The following is a 16,151-nucleotide window of genomic DNA, read 5'->3' as shown; positions in this document are numbered from 1 at the left end:
CCCGGTGCCGGTCCTCGTCGCGAGGTACGGCACCGGGGCCTTTCCCATTGGCCCCCGTGCTGTGCCTGCCCGGGGGGCGGGCCTCCCGGGCCCCCGGCCGGGTGTGAGCCACCGCACCGCCCCGGTAGCCGTTGATCCCCGTTAACCTGCTGGGCATGACCGTAATCCTCGAAGTCGCGGACGGCGTCGGCACGCTGCGACTGGACCGCCCGCCCATGAACGCGCTGGACGTCGCCACTCAGGACCGGCTGAAGGAGCTGGCCGAGGAGGTCACCCGGCGCGAGGACGTACGCGCCGTGGTGATCCACGGCGGCGAGAAGGTGTTCGCGGCGGGCGCGGACATCAAGGAGATGCAGGTGATGGACCACGCGGCGATGATCCTGCGGGCCCGTGCCCTGCAGGACTCCTTCACGGCGGTGGCCCGCATCCCCAAGCCGGTGGTCGCGGCGGTGACCGGCTACGCGCTGGGCGGCGGCTGCGAACTCGCCCTGTGCGCCGACTTCCGCATCGCCGGGGAGAACGCCAAGCTGGGCCAGCCCGAGATCCTGCTCGGCCTGATCCCCGGTGCCGGCGGCACCCAGCGGCTGTCCCGGCTGGTCGGCCCGTCCAAGGCCAAGGACCTGATCTTCACCGGCCGTCAGGTGCGGGCCGACGAGGCCCTAGCGCTCGGCCTGGTGGACCGGGTCGTACCGGCCGCCGAGGTCTACGCGCAGGCGCACGCCTGGGCCGCGCGGCTCGCGAAGGGGCCCGCCATCGCGCTGCGGGCGGCGAAGGAGGCGATCGACACGGGCCTGGAGACGGACATCGAGACCGGTCTCGCCGTCGAGCGGAACTGGTTCGCGGGCCTGTTCGCCACGGAGGACCGCGAACGCGGGATGCGCAGCTTCGTGGAAGAGGGCCCCGGGAAGGCGAAGTTCCTCTGACGCTCCCCCTCCCGGCGGGAGTGCGGGGCGGTGTGCGAGGTTCACCCGAAGTCGCCTCGTCGTACTCGCAATTGACGCGATGTCTGATACGGGTCCCTCGACGGGGCGGTTTATGGCAGCCTTAACGCACCATTAAGCGTGCCTTGTCGAGGGAGTCCGTCGCTTGTCTCCGGCCGAGCCGTCCGCGCAGGTCAGGGGGGTCGCTCCCGGCTCCGAACTGCCTGTGGCATATGCCGATCGACCACCGTCCGGTCCGGCCCCCGCAAGGGCGTATTCCCCGGGAACGGCCCCGGCGCCCTCCGGGGACGGCCATGATGGGGGCATGGCGGGGCTGGATGGTACGGAACTGCCGCGGGGAGCCGCACGGGCGACCGCGGCGCGCTGGTCGCCTGCGGTCGAGGACGAACGCGCGCTCAAGGCGCTGGAACTGTTCGGCAACCCGACGGAGCGCGAGGTTCCGTTGCCCTCCCGCCCCGAGTCCGCCGCCACCGCCCGCCGGCTGGCCCAGGTCGTCGCCCTGCGCCAGTGGAAGCTAGGCCCCAAGGTCACGGAGGACACCGTCCTGCTCGTCTCCGAGCTGGTCGGCAACGCCGTACGCCACACCGGCGCCCGCGTCTTCGGCCTCCGCATGCGCCGCCGTCCCGGCTGGATCCGCGTCGAGGTCCGCGACCCCTCCCGGGGGCTGCCCTGCCTGATGCCCGTGCAGGAGACGGACATCAGCGGGCGCGGCCTCTTCCTCGTCGACAAGCTGTGTGACCGGTGGGGCGTCGACCTGTTGCCGCGCGGCAAGACCACCTGGTTCGAGATCCGGGTCGTCGACCGGTGAGAGCCCATCCGGCGCCGGGAGCAACCTCCTTCGCCGGACACGCCACCTACGGGTGAGAATCCGGAACGCGCCGCTCCGGAGCCGGGATCGTAGCCGCATGATCACCACTCGCCCGCGCCGCCGGACCGCCGCCGCCGTCCTGTCGCTCTCCGCCGTCCTCGCCACCTCGGCCGCCACCCTGCCCGGGTCGGCGACCGTGACGACGTCCCCGGCCAAGGCCGCCCCGTCCTGCCCCCGGTTCGACGACAAGACCAGGGCCGCCGCCGATCCGGGCGTCGACGTCGACCGCATCACCCCCGAGCCGGTCTGGCGCACCACCTGCGGCACCCTCTACCGCAGCGACAGCCGCGGCCCGCAGACCGTCTTCGAAGAGGGCTTCCACGCCAAGGACGTCTACAACGGCCAGTACGACGTCGAGAAGTACGTGCTGGTCAACCAGCCCTCGCCGTTCGTCTCGACGAGCTACGACCACGATCTGTACAAGACCTGGTACAAGTCCGGCTACAACTACTACATCGACGCCCCCGGCGGCATCGACGTCAACGAGACCATCGGCGACACCCACCGGTGGGCCGACCAGGTCGAGGTCGCCTTCCCCGGCGGCATCCAGCGGAAGTACATCATCGGTGTCTGCCCGGTCGACAAGCAGACCAAGACCGAGATCATGAGCGACTGCGAGAGCAACCCGCACTACCGGCCCTGGCACTGACACCGGCCGCTCGGGGCAGGAGGAACAGCGCCTCCGAGCCCACCGCACGGTAACCCGCCGACTGGAACGCCCGCAGACTGCGGGCGTTCCCCGCCGAGACCTGCGCCCACACCGGCTCACCCCCGGCAAGCTGCCGCGCCGCCGTCACGAGCCGCCGCCCCAGCCCCCGGTGCCGGGCACCCTCCGCCACCTCCACGGCGGCCTCCAGCCGCCCGGCCACCCCGCGGCCCAGCACCAGCACCCCGCCTTCGGCCGCCCACACCCGCACCCCGTCGCGCCGCCGCCGGGCCGCGACCACCCGGGGATGCCCGGGATCGGCGACCTCCGTCAGCGTGACCTCCGGGCGTCCCGGGAGCGGAGCACCGGTCAGCAGCACGTCGATCGTGTCGGTCGTCCGTCCCGTGCGCTCCGCGAAGGCCGTCAGGAACCGGGCGTTCATCGTCGCGGCGAGCGGGTCGCAGCGCAGCCCGCCCAGCGTCCTGCGCACCCAGCCCTCGTCCTCGTCGGTGAAGACGACCGAGTGCGCCGTGAAGGCGACGACCCCCGCGTCCCGGCCGCCGTGCTGGGCCACGACGCTCGTCGCACCGTCCGTCGGCGGAAACACCCCCCGAGCCGCCGCGTCCAGGATGTCCCGCAGGCTCTGCGTCACTCCGCGCTCCTTGTCACTCCGCGCTCCTTGAGTCTCCACCCACTGGAAGGCACAGACTCCCAGACCCGACCGACGACGGCACCGGCCTCACGGTCGTCGGCGAACCGGCGCGGACCACCGGAGTCAGCGACCGGGGCGCCCGCCACCGCGAGCTCCTGGCCACGGCGCGGGGCACCGGGCCGCTGCCCGCCCACCGGGAGGAGTCCGCACGGGTGGTCGCCGCGCTGGGGGTCCGGGCGGGCAGCTAGTCTGACCTGCGTCAGAAGGACCCATGCACGACACGAGGGGTGGATCGGTGGCGGACATCGAGGAAGCACGCAAGCAGTTCGAACGGATCGACACGGACGGCGACGGCCTCATCACCGCGGCCGAGTTCAAGACCGCGCTGGCGCAGGGCGGCGACTGGAACGTCACCGAGTCGGTGGCCGAGGCGATCATCGCCGGCCGCGACCTCGACGGCGACAAGCAGCTGTCGTTCGACGAGTTCTGGGCCCACCTGGACAAGTGAGGACGCCGTGGCAGGGCGCGTCCGCCGGTCGCCCGGTGGGCGCCCCGCCCGTCGTGGGCGCGTTACTGCGGGGGAGTGAAGACGGGTCCGGGGCGGAATAGCCCGCCCGGCCCGGAGGTTGCCGTTGCTCACGGCAGGACACGACCTTCGAAGGGCCAGGCGAGTCAGCATCATGAAGATCGGCATCATCGGCGCGGGCAACATCGGCGGCAACCTCACCCGGCGGCTCACCGCCCTCGGACACGACGTCTCCGTCGCCAACTCCCGCGGACCGCACACGCTCACCGCACTGGCCGAGGAGACCGGCGCCACCCCGGTGCCGGCGAAGGACGCGGCGCGCGGCGCCGAGATCGTGGTCGTCACCGTCCCGCTGAAGCGGGTCCCGGACCTGCCGTCCGGCGTCCTCGACGGGGCGGCCGACGGCGTCGCGGTCATCGACACCGGCAACTACTACCCCCAGCGCGACGGCAGGATCGCGGGCATCGAGGACGAGGGACGCACCGAGAGCCGCTGGACCGAGGGCCACCTCGGACACCCGGTGATCAAGGCCTTCAACGGCACCTACGCCCAGGACATCCTCGACCGCGCCCGCCCGGCCGGCGCGCCCGACCGCATGGCGCTCCCGGTCGCAGGCGACGACGGGGCGGCCAAGGCGAAGGTCCGTGCCCTGATCGACGAACTCGGCTTCGACACCGTCGACTCGGGCGGCATCGACGACTCCTGGCGCCAGCAGCCCGGCACCCCCGTCTACGGCCTGCGTGCGGGCGTCGAGGGCGTCACCGAGGCGCTGGCGGAGGCGTCCCCCGAGCGGCCGGCGGACTTCCGGGGCTGACCCCGCCCCGGCTCAGGGCCGGGCCCACTCCTTGAGCGCGGCCTTGCTCGCGAAGTCCGCGACGTTGGTGTCGACCGGGTCGTCGGTGTACTGGTGGAAGCGCCAGTCGGCCCGGATGCGAGGCTTGCCGGCGGACACGTAGTCGGCGATCCAGAGGCCGTCACCGGCGTACGAGGTGGTGTCGACGTTCAGCCAGTAGTGCCTGTTCGCATAGAGGATCACCCTGTTGTCCGGCCGCAGGGCCTTCACCTTCCTGATGAAACCGTCCTTCTCCGCGTTGCTCGCGTGGGTGCCCTCGCCCGTCGTCTCCCAGTCGACGGCGAGGACGTCGCCCTTCCTCTCGGGGGCGTGGGAGACGAAGTACTCGGCCTGGGCGGTGAGGTTGCCCGGCCACAGGAAGTGGTAGAAGCCGACGACCAGTCCGGCGTCCCGGGCCCGCCTCGTCTGGGCGGCCAGCTTCGGGTTGACGTACGAACGGCCCTCCGTCGCCTTGACGAAGACGAAGGACAGGCCGGCCGTGCTGTAGGCGGAGGACTGGTACGCGCTGACGTCGATGCCACGCAGCATGGGGCCTCCCTGAGAGGCTGTGGGGGGGACGGGAGTCGCTGCCTCCACGATGGCACGGGCGCTCCCCGCCGGAAGCGGAATTGCCGATTTCGCTTCGCCGGGGCGCCATTGACGCGCGTAGCGCGTTGCCCCACGCTGGACTCCAGGTCAAGGTCGACTCAATGGTCTGGAGGCCGGGATGTTCAGACGCGTGTCACGTCTTCTCCTTTCTTTTGTCATGCTCATGGCTGGTGCGGTGGCCGGGATGGGAGCCACCGCGGGCACCGCGCACGCCGACTCCTGCTACACCTGGAACCGCACCCTCTCCCAGGGGTCCTCCGGCAGTGACGTGACCCAGCTCCAGATCCGGGTCGCCGGCTGGGTGACCTCCGGCGAGCGGCTCTCCTACGACGGCCAGTACGGTGCGCGGACCGCCGCCGCCGTCAGGAAGTTCCAGGCGGCGTACGGGCTGGGCGCGGACGGCGTCGCGGGCCCCGCGACCTTCAGCAAGATCTACGCCCTCCAGGACGCGGACTGCACGCCCGTCCACTTCAGCTACGCGGAACTCAACAAGTGCAACTCCGACTGGTCCGGCGGTGCGGTCTCCGCCGCCACCGCCAAGTCCAACGCGCTGAAGACGATGTGGAAGCTGGAGGCGATGCGGCACGCCCTCGGTGACGTGCCGATCACGGTCTCCAGCGGCTTCCGCTCCCGCGCGTGCAACAGTGCCGTCGGCGGCTCCTCCACCAGCCGCCACCTCTACGGTGACGCCGCCGACCTGACCGGCTCGCCGAGCTTCTGCCGGCTCGCCCAGCAGGCCAGGACCCACGGCTTCTCGGAGATCCTCGGCCCGGGCTACCCGGGCCACAGCGACCACACCCACGTGGCCTTCGATCCGTCGCCCTACTGGTCGGCCCCCAACTGCGGCATCTGAACCGGTAGTTTCCGCCCGGCAGTCCGCGACCCCCGGAACTTCGAGGCTCCCCGCCGTCCACCTCCCGCCGAGAACCAGTCGTGCCGCCGGCGAACCGGCCGGCGGCACGCACCGGGTCACCGCCCTGCCGGGGCCGTGCAACGGGAGGACCGCGACGAGTGCGAGGAGCAGGGCGACGGCCGGTCTCACCGCGGGGGGGCGGGGCGAGGCGGCGGTCGCGCCGCTGGGGACGCGGTGCCCGCACAGGCCTACGACCCCGATCCGTCTGCGACGCTCATCCACCGGGACACGGACGGCTGTCCCGAGCGAACTCCCGTCTGCCCCGCGGCGTCATGCACGCACTCTCGCCGTACCGGCCCTGACCCGGGTACATCCGGTACGAGGCCCGGGACCCGGCACGCCGAGAGCACGCACCCGACGCCGCGGGGCCGCCCTCCGGGCGAGGACGCGAGTTGACGACAGGACCTAGGGTCTCGGTCATGTTCAAGTCAGGGGTAGGGTTTTTCGCGGTGTTCGGGCTCGGCTGGTGGCTGCTGGGCTCGAGCGCCTTCGACGGGTTGGTGCGGCCGACGCTGGCCGTGGTCGGCTGTGCCGTCACGGCGGGGCTGATGCTCGCCGCGCGCCGTTTCCTTCCCGCGTCGGCGGGGGGACCGTTTCCCGTTGGCCGACGCAGGCGGTTCAACCAGATCAACGGGCTGCAGTGGCTGCTGATCATCGCCATCGTCGCGGTCTGCCTCCGCGTCGGGGTGCCGGTGCTGGTTCCCCCGCTGGTCGCGGTCGTGGTGGGGCTGCACTTCCTGCCGTTGGCGGCGGTGTTCGAGCAACCCCGACTGCGCATGCCGGCGGGGCCGCTGATCGCTTCGGGGGCGGCGGGAACGACCGTCTGGCTCACGAACGGCCCGGACGAGACCGTTCGCCTCGTGGTGGGCCTGACTTCCGCGCTCTCCCTGTGGGGCATGGCGCTCTGGACGGTCGCGGGGGCCGCCTCCCATGCCGGGCAAGGGGCGGGGAGTGGGAGATCTGACGGCGCGTGACAGCCATCGCGCCCGGGTGGCAGGCCGAGTCCGTGCGCGTGAGATCGACCTCGACGAGGGGCGGCGACTGCCGCGGTGATCCGCGGCGGCACCGGGCCGGTCGCGACCTGGCGGATCGCCGGCCCAGGCCGACCCGGCACGACCTGCCGTTCACTTCAGCCTGCCCGTGTGGTCGAAGTCTCCGCTACCAGGGATTCACCTGTGTCCAGCGGCAGTTCCCGGCGTTCAGCCCCGGGCCGGCTGAACGAGACGAGTCGCGATCGCGACGGTGGCCAGGATCCCGGCCGTCACGCGTGGCCAGGGCGGCGCGGACGAAGTCGTCGAGGTCGAAGGTGGTCAGGATGAGCACGCGTGGACCGTTGAGGCAGTCGGCGAGGATGCGGCGGGCGGCTCGGAGACCGTCGAACTGCGGTGCCTCCGGATGCCCGAGGAGGCGACGTCCGAACGCGTGCGGGGCGCGCTGGTCGGGGCCTGCCCGGTCAGCACTCGATGATGTTCACCGCCAGCCCGCCGCGCGCCGTCTCCTTGTACTTGACCGACATGTCGGCCCCGGTGTCCTTCATGGTCTTGATGACCTTGTCGAGGGACACCTTGTGGGACCCGTCGCCGCGCATCGCCATCCGGGCCGCCGTGACCGCCTTGACCGCGGCCATGCCGTTGCGCTCGATGCACGGGATCTGGACGAGGCCGCCGACCGGGTCGCAGGTGAGGCCGAGGTTGTGCTCCATGCCGATCTCGGCGGCGTTCTCCACCTGCTCGGGGGAGCCGCCGAGCACCTCGGCGAGCGCGCCGGCCGCCATGGAGCAGGCGGAGCCGACCTCGCCCTGGCAGCCGACCTCGGCGCCGGAGATGGAGGCGTTCTCCTTGAAGAGCATGCCGATCGCGCCGGCGGCCAGGAGGAAGCGGACCACGCCGTCCTCGTCGGCGCCGGGGACGAAGTTCATGTAGTAGTGCAGGACCGCCGGGATGATGCCGGCCGCGCCGTTCGTGGGGGCGGTGACGACCCGGCCGCCGGCCGCGTTCTCCTCGTTCACGGCCATGGCGTAGAGGGTGATCCACTCCATGGCCAGGGCCTGCGGGTCGCCCTCGGAGCGCAGCTTGCGCGCGGTGTTCGCGGCGCGGCGGCGCACCTTCAGGCCGCCCGGCAGGATGCCCTCGCGGGTCATGCCGCGGTCCACACAGGCCCGCATCACCCGCCAGATCTCCAGCAGGCCCTCGCGGATCTCGTCCTCGTCGCGCCAGGCCCGCTCGTTCTCCAGCATCAGGGCGGAGATGGACAGGCCCGTCTCCCGGGCCAGGCGCATCAGCTCGTCGCCGGTGCGGAAGGGGTACTTGAGCACCGTGTCGTCGAGCACGATGCGGTCGGCGCCCACCGCGTCCTCGTCGACGACGAAGCCGCCGCCGACCGAGTAGTAGGTCTTGGTCAGCACCTCGGTGCCCTGCGCGTCGTGCGCCCACAGGGTCATGCCGTTGGCGTGGTACGGGAGGGTCTCGCGGCGGTGCAGGACCATGTCGTCGTCGTAGGAGAAGGCGATCTCGTGCTCGCCGAGGAGGCGGAGTCGGCCCGAGGACCTGATCGTCCCGACGCGGTCGTCGGCGCTCTCCACGTCCACCGTGCGCGGTGAGTCGCCCTCCAGGCCGAGCAGCACGGCCTTGGGGGTGCCGTGACCGTGGCCGGTGGCGCCGAGGGAGCCGTACAGCTCGGCGCGGACCGAGGTGACGGAGTCCAGCAGCTCCTCGTTGCGCAGGCGGCGGGCGAACATGCGCGCCGCGCGCATCGGGCCGACCGTGTGCGAGCTCGACGGGCCGATGCCGATCGAGAACAGGTCGAAGACCGAGATGGCCACGGGGGACTCCTCAGAACGGGGGTGGTGCGGAGGGGACGCTGCGGGTGGGGCGCCCCGCCGCTTGTGGCGGTCGCGGCGCCCCACCCCAGGGCGCGGTGTCTACTTGTCGAGACCCGGGTACAGCGGGTGGGTGCCGGCCAGGGTCTTCACCCGGGCCTTGAGGGCTTCGGCGTCGTACGACGGCTTCAGCGCCTCGGCGATCACGTCCGCGACCTCGGCGAAGTCCTCGGCCGTGAAGCCTCGGGTCGCCAGGGCCGGCGTACCGATGCGCAGCCCGGAGGTCACCATCGGCGGACGCGGGTCGTTCGGGACGGCATTGCGGTTGACCGTGATGCCGACCTCGTGGAGACGGTCCTCGGCCTGCTGACCGTCCAGCTCGGAGTCGCGCAGGTCCACCAGGACCAGGTGGACGTCCGTGCCGCCGGTGAGGACGGAGACGCCCGCCGCCTTCGCGTCGTCCCGCACCAGGCGCTCGGCCAGGATGCGGGCACCCTCCAGCGTACGGCCCTGGCGCTCCTTGAAGTCCTCGCTCGCGGCAACCTTGAAGGCGACGGCCTTGGCGGCCACCACGTGCTCCAGCGGGCCACCCTGCTGACCGGGGAAGACGGCGGAGTTGATCTTCTTGGCCAGCTCGGCCGTGGAGAGGATCACACCGCCGCGGGGGCCGCCCAGCGTCTTGTGGGTGGTGGTGGTGACCACGTGGGCGTGCGGCACCGGGTTCGGGTGCAGGCCCGCCGCGACCAGACCGGCGAAGTGCGCCATGTCGACCATCAGGTACGCGCCGACCTCGTCGGCGACCTTGCGGAACGCGGCGAAGTCGAGCTGACGGGGGTAGGCCGACCAGCCGGCCACGATCAGCTTCGGCTTGCTCTCCTTGGCGAGGCGCTCCACCTCGGCCATGTCGACCCGGCCGTCGTCGCCGACGTGGTAGGGGACGACGTTGTACAGCTTGCCGGAGAAGTTGATCTTCATGCCGTGGGTCAGGTGCCCGCCGTGGGCGAGGTTCAGACCCATGATCGTGTCGCCGGGCTTGAGCAGCGCGAACATGGCGGCCGCGTTGGCCTGGGCGCCCGAGTGCGGCTGGACGTTGGCGTGCTCGGCGCCGAAGAGGGCCTTGACCCGGTCGATGGCGATCTGCTCGATCACGTCGACGTGCTCGCAGCCGCCGTAGTAGCGGCGGCCGGGGTAGCCCTCGGCGTACTTGTTGGTGAGGACCGAGCCCTGGGCCTCCATGACCGCGACCGGGGCGAAGTTCTCCGAGGCGATCATCTCGAGGGTGGACTGCTGGCGGTCCAGCTCGGCGTCGACGGCGGCGGCGACGTCGGGGTCGAGCTCGTGCAGGGGGGTGTTCAGAAGCGACATGCGTCCGTGTCTCCTCAGGCGCCGGCGAATGCGGTGTAGTCGTCGGCGGAGAGCAGGTCGGCCGGCTCCTCCGTGACGCGCACCTTGAACAGCCAGCCACCCTCGAAGGGGGCGCTGTTCACCAGCGACGGGTCGTTGACGACGTCCTCGTTGATCTCGGTGACCTCACCGGAGACGGGGGAGTACAGGTCGGAGACCGACTTGGTCGACTCCAGTTCGCCGCAGGTCTCACCCGCGGTCACCGAGTCGCCGACCTCGGGGAGCTGGACGAAGACGACGTCACCGAGCGCGTTGGCCGCGTGCTCCGTGATGCCGACCGTCGAGGCGCCGTCCTCGGCGCCCGACAGCCACTCGTGCTCCTTGCTGTAGCGCAGCTGCTGGGGGTTGCTCATGGCCTGAATTCTCCTGTACGCGAGGAAGTGGCTGGTGAAGGGGGTGAAGGGAGGTGAAGCGCATGACGAAAGGGGCCGCCGGAACCGCCGCTGGTGAGCAGCGAGAGGGCGCGCGGGCCGGCAGGGACCCGCCGCCCAGTGTCTACTTCCGGCGCTTGTAGAACGGCAGCGCCACGACCTCGTACGGCTCGTGGCTGCCCCGGATGTCCACACCGACACCCGCGGTGCCCGGTGCCGCGTGCGCGGGGTCGACGTACGCCATGGCGATCGGCTTGCCCAGCGTCGGGGACGGGGCGCCGGAGGTGACCTCGCCGATCACCTCGCCACCGGCGACGACCGGGTACCCGGCGCGCGGCACCCGGCGGCCCTCGGCGACCAGGCCGACCAGGACGCGGGGCGGGTTCCGCTCCGCCCGGGAAGCGGCCCCGGTCAGCGCGGCGCGCCCGACGAAGTCGCCCTCCTTCTCGAACTTCACCACCCGGCCGAGACCGGCGTCGAACGGCGTCAGCGCGGTCGTCAGCTCGTTCCCGTACAGCGGCATGCCCGCCTCCAGGCGGAGCGTGTCCCGGCAGGACAGGCCGCACGCGACCAGACCGACGCCCTCGCCCGCCCGGGTCAGCGCCTCCCACAGCTCGACGGCGTGCTCCGGCTTCACGAACAGCTCGAAGCCGTCCTCGCCGGTGTAGCCGGTGCGCGCGACGAGCGCCGGGACACCGGCGACGGTGCCGGGCAGGCCGGCGTAGTACTTCAGGCCGTCCAGGTCGGCGTCGGTGAGGCTCTTGAGGATGCCGGGGGACTCGGGACCCTGCACGGCCAGCAGCGCGTAGGCGTCGCGGTCGTCGCGCACCTCGGCGTCGAAGCCGGCCGCCCGCTCGGTGAGCGCGTCGAGCACCACCTGGGCGTTGGAGGCGTTGGCGACCACCATGTAGTGAGCGGACGCGGCCTCGGCGTCGCCCAGCCGGTAGACGATCAGATCGTCCAGGATGCCGCCGTCCTCCCGGCAGATCATGGTGTAGCGGGCCCGGCCCGGCCGCACGCTGCCGATGTTGCCGACCAGCGCGTAGTTCAGCAGCTCGGCGGCCTGCGGCCCGGTGACGGTGATCTCACCCATGTGCGAGAGGTCGAAAAGACCCGCCCGGGTGCGCACCGCGACGTGCTCCTCGCGCTCGGAGCCGTAGCGCAGGGGCATGTCCCAGCCGGCGAAGTCGGTCATCGTCGCGCCGAGCGCGCGATGCGTGGCATCGAGCGCGGTACGGCGGAGTTCGGTACTGCTCATCGGTCGGTCGTCTCCCAGGACAGGACGTGGCGAGGTCGATCCTCCCCATCTGTCATCGGAACCTGAGAGGTTCGCCGCGGCCACCGGAGTACGGCGATCAGCGGCTTGCACCTTGGGTGGGACCGCCGTCGGGGGCGGTCCGCTTTTCAGATGTGCCTCGCCCGCGCGGTAACGGGGCCTGAGAGATTCAAGGGAGGGACTTGCTCCTTCGGCGCCCCGGCGACGGCCGGGGACTCTCCCGCGCGGATTCAAACGGCCGGTATGCAGTTGGCGCCGCCATCATTGCACGCCGGGTCGGTCCATGGCAGACCGTGATCTGTAACCGGCTTGTGGCAGTAAGCGAACGAAAACGCGAGACCCGCGCATTACCTTTTCTTTACACTCGACGGGGATGGGAACTCGTGAACCGCCCCAGGGGAGGACGATCACGGTGAACAGGACCACGGCGTACGCCACCACCTCGGGACTCGCGCTGCCCGGGCAGCCCGCCGCTCCGGCCCCGGAGGCGTGCGCCGAACTGCCCGCGCCCGTCGTCCGCGACCTCCGGGACCGCGACGGCCGCAGCCCGCACGCCCTCCTCTTCGGCCCCCGGGACCTGGTGGTGATCACCGGCCTGCCCGGCAGCGGGAAGTCCACGCTGATGGAGCGCACCGTGCGCGGCCGGCGCATCGACTCCCAGGACACCCGCGACCGCTGGGACCGCCGCATGCCGCGCTTCCTGCCGTACGGGCTCTACCGCCCGCTGGTCCGCCTCGACCACTACGCCGGACTGCGCCGCGCGCTGCGCTCCGGGGAGGGGGTCGTCGTCCACGACTGCGGCACCCAGGCCTGGGTGCGAGGCTGGCTGGCCCGCGAGGCCCGCCGCCGGGACGGCACCCTGCACCTGCTGCTGCTCGACGTCGCCGCCGACGAGGCCCTGGCCGGCCAGCGCGAGCGGGGCCGGGGCGTCTCGCGGTACGCGTTCCTGCGGCACCGCTCGGCCAACTCCCGCCTGCTGCGCGCGGTGACCGAAGGGACCCTGCCCGCCGGCTGCGCCTCGGCGGTCGTCCTGGACCGGGCGGCGGCCGACGCCCTCCACCGGATCGCCTTCACCGGGTGACACCCCGTAGGCCGCTGGGCCGAACGGGTTAGCCTTTCGGCCACGGACAGCGGTACCAGGCAGGCGGTAGGCAGATGGACTTCCCAGGGGACCTCCCGGCGGACTTCTCCGCCGGTTTCCCGGCACAGACGCACCCCCACCCGCACGGCGGGTGGCCCGGCAACGAGCTGGAGGAGGTGCTGTCCGCCGCCCTCGGCGTGCCCGGCGCCGGCGGCCGGATCGTGGAGGTCCTCGGCCGCAGCTTCGTCTGGGTCCCGCTGCCCAACGGCGGCGGCCCGCACAGCGGCCCCCTGGACCTCCCCTCGCTGGAGATCGACGGCCAGGCGTACGTGCCGGTGTTCAGCTCCGAGGAGCAGCTCCGCCGGGTCGCCGGGGCGCGGATGGCGTACACCGTCGCCCCCGCCGCCGAGTTCGCCCGCGGCCTGCCCCCGCAGGTCGGCATCGCCGTGAACCCGGAGGGCGTGGTGGGCGTCCCGCTGCCGCCGCCGGCCGTGGCCGAGCTGTGCCGGGCCGGGCAGACTCCGCTGGACGGGCCCGCGTCCGGCGGCCGGGTCCGCCTCTTCGAGCCGGACTGGCAGGACGACCCGGTGGACTTCCTGGCGGCGGCCTCCGCCGAGTTCGCCGCCACCGGCGTCGTGCGCAGCGCGCGCCGCTGCCTGGCCGCCATCGAGACCGCCGACCCGGTCCTGTTCGTCGGCGTCGAACTCTCCCACTGGGAGGGCGACGCCCGCGCCCTCCCCCTGGACGCCCTGGGCCGTGCCCTGGCCGCGTCCCCCCTGAAGTGGCAGGTCAACCTGGTCCTCCTGGAGGCGGCCCAGGACCCGGTCTGCGACTGGATGCGCGAGCAGGTCCGCCCGTTCTACGCCCGGGACTTGTGAACGCAGGTCGACGGAGCGCCCTTCAGGGGTTGCGAGGCCGCGGCGTGTGGGCTGCGCCGCGTGGCAGCGACGAGCCAAGGCGGGCGCCGCGGCCGCGGGACGGCAGTCCCCCGAGCTGATAGGCGCCCCCCGCCCCGCGGAGCCTTAAGCTGGTTCCACGACCGGGACTTCTCGAAGGGGCGATACGCGTGAGCGCCAGCGGCACCACGACCGGGCAGGTCGAGCACATGCTGCGCCAGGTGACGCCCGGGCGCTACGACGCCTACGAGGCCCTGCTGCGCGCACTCGCCACCCCCACCTCCGGGCAGGTCTGGATGCTGCTGTGGCACGGCCAGGCCGGCTCCCCCGACGCCCAGTACGGGAACATGGAGGTCGACGGCTACGGTTACGCCCCCTGCGTCACCTCCGCCCAGGAGCTGTCGGCCAGCGGCTGGAACCGCTCGTACGAGGTGGTCGACGGCCTGGAGGCCGCCCGCGCCCTCTATCCGGACCACTACGGCCTCTGGCTCAACCCGCACGCGCCCGGCGGCGGCGTCGGCATCCCCTGGCTGGACCTGCGCCGCATCGCCTCCGGCCTGGACCGGCAGCCCGCCGGACCCCTGCGCCTGTCCGAACCGGCCATCGAGGTCCCGCAGTTCTACGCCCTGCTCGCGCAGAACGCCCACCGCACCCCGGCGGTCCGCGCGCTGCGCCGCGCCTGGGTGCAGCCGGCGCTGGGGGCGCCGTATCTCGCCATCGGTCTCGACGTGTACGACACCTCCCCGCCGGCCGTGGACGCGGTCCGCGCGATGATGCAGCAGTCCGTCGGCGCGGTACCGGACGGACTGCCGGTGTCGACGGTGGCGATGACCGACGCCCACGATCCGGTCGCCCTGTGGCTGCGCGCCAACGCCCGTCCGTTCTACGACCGCGAGGCCCACGCGGCCGCCCCCGCCCAGGCACCGGCGGGCGGGTACGGATACCCTCCGGCCGGTAGCCGTTACTGACGGCCGCGTCGACTCCCCGGCCGGGCCGACGAAGGCGATCTGCGCGCGTAGATGACGACGCAAAACGCCGCTTTGTCTCCGATGTCCCAACTCGCCCGCGTCCGACCCCCGTTACCCACTGTCCGGATAACGGAACACCTCAAACCGCATCACGGTTGAGCATCCATTCCCCGTCAAGTCTGGCTACAGATCGCCAAAGCATTGAAGACTCCCGAAACAAGGGGTTGATGCTCGCCTCTTTGTACGACGGACTGAATCACGCCGCTACAGCGGCAAGTGCGGGCCGGCTACCGCCGGTTGAGAGGGGTCCCTGCCAGATGACGGCACCATTGCACGAGCCGACCGCGGAAGCGGCCCCGAGTGCGGCAGAGGAAGCGGCGGTCGCCGACGCCGAGGCCAAGTCGGTACAAGGGCGCTCCCTGGGCCGGATCGCCTGGGAGCGCCTGAAGAGGGACAGGCTGGCCCTCGCGGGCGGCATCGTGGTGCTGCTCCTCATCGTGGTCGCCGTGTTCGCGCCCCTGATCACCTCGCTGTACGGGCAGGAGCCCAACGCGTACAACGAGGACATGATCGACCCGCTGTTCGGTACCCCCACGGGTTCCCTGGGCGGCATCAGCGGCGACCACTGGCTCGGCGTGGAGCCGGTCAACGGCCGTGACATCTTCGCCCGCATCGTCCACGGCGCGCGGATCTCGCTGCTCGTCGGTTTCCTGTCCGCGATGGTCGCCGTGGTCATCGGCACCGTCCTCGGTGTCCTGGCCGGCTTCTTCGGCGGCTGGGTCGACTCGCTCGTCAGCCGGATCATGGACGGCCTGCTGGCCTTCCCGCAGCTCCTGTTCATCATCGCGCTGGTCTCCGTGCTGCCGGACTCGATGCTGGGCCTGAGCGGCACGGGGGTGCGGCTGCTCATGATGATCGTGGTCATCGGCTTCTTCGGCTGGCCCTACATCGGTCGCGTGGTCCGCGGCCAGACCCTGTCCATGCGTGAACGGGAGTACGTGGAAGCGGCCCGGTCGCTGGGAGCCGGACGGTTCTACATCCTTTTCAAGGAACTGCTCCCCAACCTGGTGGCGCCGATCATCGTCTACACCACGATGATGATCCCCACCAACATCCTCACCGAGGCGGCGCTCAGCTTCCTGGGCGTGGGCGTCAAGCCGCCGACGTCGTCCTGGGGGCAGATGCTCTCGAGCGCGATCGACTACTACAAGTCGGACACCATGTACATGGTCGTCCCCGGTGTGGCGATCTTCATCACCGTTCTTGCCTTCAACCTCTTCGGCGACGGCGTGCGTGACGCGCTGGACCCGAAGGGCTCCCGCTGACCCTGCCGTACCGCAAAGCGACCCG

18 protein-coding genes and 1 riboswitch are annotated in these 16,151 nt (G+C 71.8%); of the genes, 12 read left to right on the top strand and 6 right to left on the bottom strand.

What is annotated here, in order from left to right; genetic code table 11:
• Window positions 1-155 precede the first annotated feature (155 nt).
• From ACGFYH_RS14875 to ACGFYH_RS14865, 3 genes are all read left to right on the top strand, one after another.
• Complete coding sequence (locus tag ACGFYH_RS14875) at window positions 156-923, top strand: enoyl-CoA hydratase/isomerase family protein (protein ID WP_393803521.1); 768 nt, start codon at window positions 156-158, stop codon at window positions 921-923.
• Between the two features lie 322 nt (window positions 924-1,245).
• Window positions 1,246-1,749 (top strand): ATP-binding protein, encoded by a 504-nt coding sequence (locus ACGFYH_RS14870; protein WP_393803520.1) that lies wholly within the window; start codon window positions 1,246-1,248, stop codon window positions 1,747-1,749.
• Window positions 1,750-1,846: 97 nt separating this feature from the next.
• On the top strand, window positions 1,847-2,458 hold the full coding sequence (locus ACGFYH_RS14865) for an ADP-ribosyltransferase (protein ID WP_393803519.1): 612 nt from the start codon (window positions 1,847-1,849) through the stop codon (window positions 2,456-2,458).
• Here the strand turns inward: ACGFYH_RS14865 and ACGFYH_RS14860 are convergent.
• Window positions 2,412-3,107 (bottom strand): GNAT family N-acetyltransferase, encoded by a 696-nt coding sequence (locus ACGFYH_RS14860; RefSeq protein ID WP_393803518.1) that lies wholly within the window; start codon window positions 3,105-3,107, stop codon window positions 2,412-2,414. The two genes, ACGFYH_RS14865 and ACGFYH_RS14860, sit on opposite strands and share 47 nt — an antisense overlap.
• A 295-nt stretch (window positions 3,108-3,402) precedes the next feature.
• Between ACGFYH_RS14860 and ACGFYH_RS14855 the strand changes: the two genes are divergently transcribed.
• Window positions 3,403-3,615: an EF-hand domain-containing protein gene (locus tag ACGFYH_RS14855; protein WP_393803540.1), complete on the top strand. Its 213-nt coding sequence runs from the start codon at window positions 3,403-3,405 to the stop codon at window positions 3,613-3,615.
• 124 nt (window positions 3,616-3,739) lie between these two features.
• Window positions 3,740-4,447 carry an NADPH-dependent F420 reductase gene (locus tag ACGFYH_RS14850; protein ID WP_393803517.1) on the top strand — a complete coding sequence of 236 codons (708 nt, stop codon included), beginning with the start codon at window positions 3,740-3,742 and terminating at the stop codon, window positions 4,445-4,447.
• 12 nt (window positions 4,448-4,459) lie between these two features.
• On the opposite strand, the gene ACGFYH_RS14845 is transcribed toward ACGFYH_RS14850, so the two are convergent.
• Window positions 4,460-5,014, bottom strand: a complete 555-nt coding sequence (locus ACGFYH_RS14845; RefSeq protein ID WP_393803516.1) for a glycoside hydrolase family 25 protein — start codon at window positions 5,012-5,014, stop codon at window positions 4,460-4,462.
• Between the two features lie 178 nt (window positions 5,015-5,192).
• Between ACGFYH_RS14845 and ACGFYH_RS14840 the strand changes: the two genes are divergently transcribed.
• From ACGFYH_RS14840 to ACGFYH_RS14830, 3 genes are all read left to right on the top strand, one after another.
• Window positions 5,193-5,927, top strand: a complete 735-nt coding sequence (locus ACGFYH_RS14840; RefSeq protein WP_393803515.1) for a D-Ala-D-Ala carboxypeptidase family metallohydrolase — start codon at window positions 5,193-5,195, stop codon at window positions 5,925-5,927.
• 479 nt (window positions 5,928-6,406) lie between these two features.
• A complete protein-coding gene (locus tag ACGFYH_RS14835) occupies window positions 6,407-6,961 on the top strand; it encodes a hypothetical protein (protein ID WP_393803514.1) in 555 nt (184 codons plus the stop codon).
• 268 nt (window positions 6,962-7,229) lie between these two features.
• Window positions 7,230-7,454, top strand: coding sequence for a hypothetical protein (locus ACGFYH_RS14830; protein WP_393803513.1), 225 nt, complete (start codon window positions 7,230-7,232; stop codon window positions 7,452-7,454).
• On the opposite strand, the gene ACGFYH_RS14825 is transcribed toward ACGFYH_RS14830, so the two are convergent.
• The 4 genes from ACGFYH_RS14825 to gcvT form a co-directional block, all read right to left on the bottom strand.
• A complete protein-coding gene (locus ACGFYH_RS14825) occupies window positions 7,441-8,808 on the bottom strand; it encodes an L-serine ammonia-lyase (protein WP_393803512.1) in 1,368 nt (455 codons plus the stop codon). The two genes, ACGFYH_RS14830 and ACGFYH_RS14825, sit on opposite strands and share 14 nt — an antisense overlap.
• Window positions 8,809-8,907: 99 nt before the next feature.
• Window positions 8,908-10,170 carry a serine hydroxymethyltransferase gene (glyA, locus tag ACGFYH_RS14820; protein WP_393803511.1) on the bottom strand — a complete coding sequence of 421 codons (1,263 nt, stop codon included), beginning with the start codon at window positions 10,168-10,170 and terminating at the stop codon, window positions 8,908-8,910.
• Window positions 10,171-10,184: 14 nt separating this feature from the next.
• Window positions 10,185-10,562, bottom strand: coding sequence for a glycine cleavage system protein GcvH (gene gcvH / locus ACGFYH_RS14815; protein ID WP_393803510.1), 378 nt, complete (start codon window positions 10,560-10,562; stop codon window positions 10,185-10,187).
• A 142-nt stretch (window positions 10,563-10,704) separates the two neighbouring features.
• A complete protein-coding gene (gene gcvT, locus ACGFYH_RS14810) occupies window positions 10,705-11,838 on the bottom strand; it encodes a glycine cleavage system aminomethyltransferase GcvT (protein ID WP_393803509.1) in 1,134 nt (377 codons plus the stop codon).
• Between the two features lie 156 nt (window positions 11,839-11,994).
• Window positions 11,995-12,089, bottom strand: a riboswitch (glycine riboswitch).
• Window positions 12,090-12,268: 179 nt separating this feature from the next.
• On the opposite strand from gcvT, the gene ACGFYH_RS14805 reads away from it, so the two are divergent.
• The 4 genes from ACGFYH_RS14805 (at window position 12,269) to ACGFYH_RS14790 (ending at window position 16,126) form a co-directional block, all read left to right on the top strand.
• Window positions 12,269-12,937 (top strand): AAA family ATPase, encoded by a 669-nt coding sequence (locus ACGFYH_RS14805; protein WP_393803539.1) that lies wholly within the window; start codon window positions 12,269-12,271, stop codon window positions 12,935-12,937.
• A gap of 74 nt (window positions 12,938-13,011) precedes the next feature.
• Entirely contained in the window at window positions 13,012-13,815 is an 804-nt protein-coding gene (locus tag ACGFYH_RS14800) for an enhanced serine sensitivity protein SseB (RefSeq protein WP_393803508.1), read from the top strand.
• A 188-nt stretch (window positions 13,816-14,003) separates the two neighbouring features.
• Window positions 14,004-14,801: an enhanced serine sensitivity protein SseB C-terminal domain-containing protein gene (locus ACGFYH_RS14795; RefSeq protein ID WP_393803507.1), complete on the top strand. Its 798-nt coding sequence runs from the start codon at window positions 14,004-14,006 to the stop codon at window positions 14,799-14,801.
• Between the two features lie 317 nt (window positions 14,802-15,118).
• A complete protein-coding gene (locus ACGFYH_RS14790) occupies window positions 15,119-16,126 on the top strand; it encodes an ABC transporter permease (RefSeq protein ID WP_393803506.1) in 1,008 nt (335 codons plus the stop codon).
• Window positions 16,127-16,151: the final 25 nt, after the last annotated feature.

This window comes from Streptomyces sp. NPDC048392 (genome assembly GCF_043200575.1).
Classification (GTDB): Bacteria; Actinomycetota; Actinomycetes; order Streptomycetales; family Streptomycetaceae; genus Streptomyces.
The sequence above is the reverse complement of the archived record's forward strand: the minus strand, read 5'-3'. Positions and strand labels throughout refer to the sequence as shown.

Excerpts from the sequence above, each read along its gene's own strand:
- ACGFYH_RS14875 (WP_393803521.1), top strand. The coding sequence starts at position 156 with ATGACCGTAATCCTCGAAGTCGCGGACGGCGTCGGCACGCTGCGACTG.
- ACGFYH_RS14870 (WP_393803520.1), top strand. The coding sequence starts at position 1,246 with ATGGCGGGGCTGGATGGTACGGAACTGCCGCGGGGAGCCGCACGGGCG.
- ACGFYH_RS14865 (WP_393803519.1), top strand. The coding sequence starts at position 1,847 with ATGATCACCACTCGCCCGCGCCGCCGGACCGCCGCCGCCGTCCTGTCG.
- ACGFYH_RS14845 (WP_393803516.1), bottom strand. The coding sequence starts at position 5,014 with ATGCTGCGTGGCATCGACGTCAGCGCGTACCAGTCCTCCGCCTACAGC.
- ACGFYH_RS14840 (WP_393803515.1), top strand. The coding sequence starts at position 5,193 with ATGTTCAGACGCGTGTCACGTCTTCTCCTTTCTTTTGTCATGCTCATG.
- ACGFYH_RS14835 (WP_393803514.1), top strand. The coding sequence starts at position 6,407 with ATGTTCAAGTCAGGGGTAGGGTTTTTCGCGGTGTTCGGGCTCGGCTGG.
- glyA (WP_393803511.1), bottom strand. The coding sequence starts at position 10,170 with ATGTCGCTTCTGAACACCCCCCTGCACGAGCTCGACCCCGACGTCGCC.
- gcvH (WP_393803510.1), bottom strand. The coding sequence starts at position 10,562 with ATGAGCAACCCCCAGCAGCTGCGCTACAGCAAGGAGCACGAGTGGCTG.
- gcvT (WP_393803509.1), bottom strand. The coding sequence starts at position 11,838 with ATGAGCAGTACCGAACTCCGCCGTACCGCGCTCGATGCCACGCATCGC.
- ACGFYH_RS14800 (WP_393803508.1), top strand. The coding sequence starts at position 13,012 with ATGGACTTCCCAGGGGACCTCCCGGCGGACTTCTCCGCCGGTTTCCCG.
- ACGFYH_RS14790 (WP_393803506.1), top strand. The coding sequence starts at position 15,119 with ATGACGGCACCATTGCACGAGCCGACCGCGGAAGCGGCCCCGAGTGCG.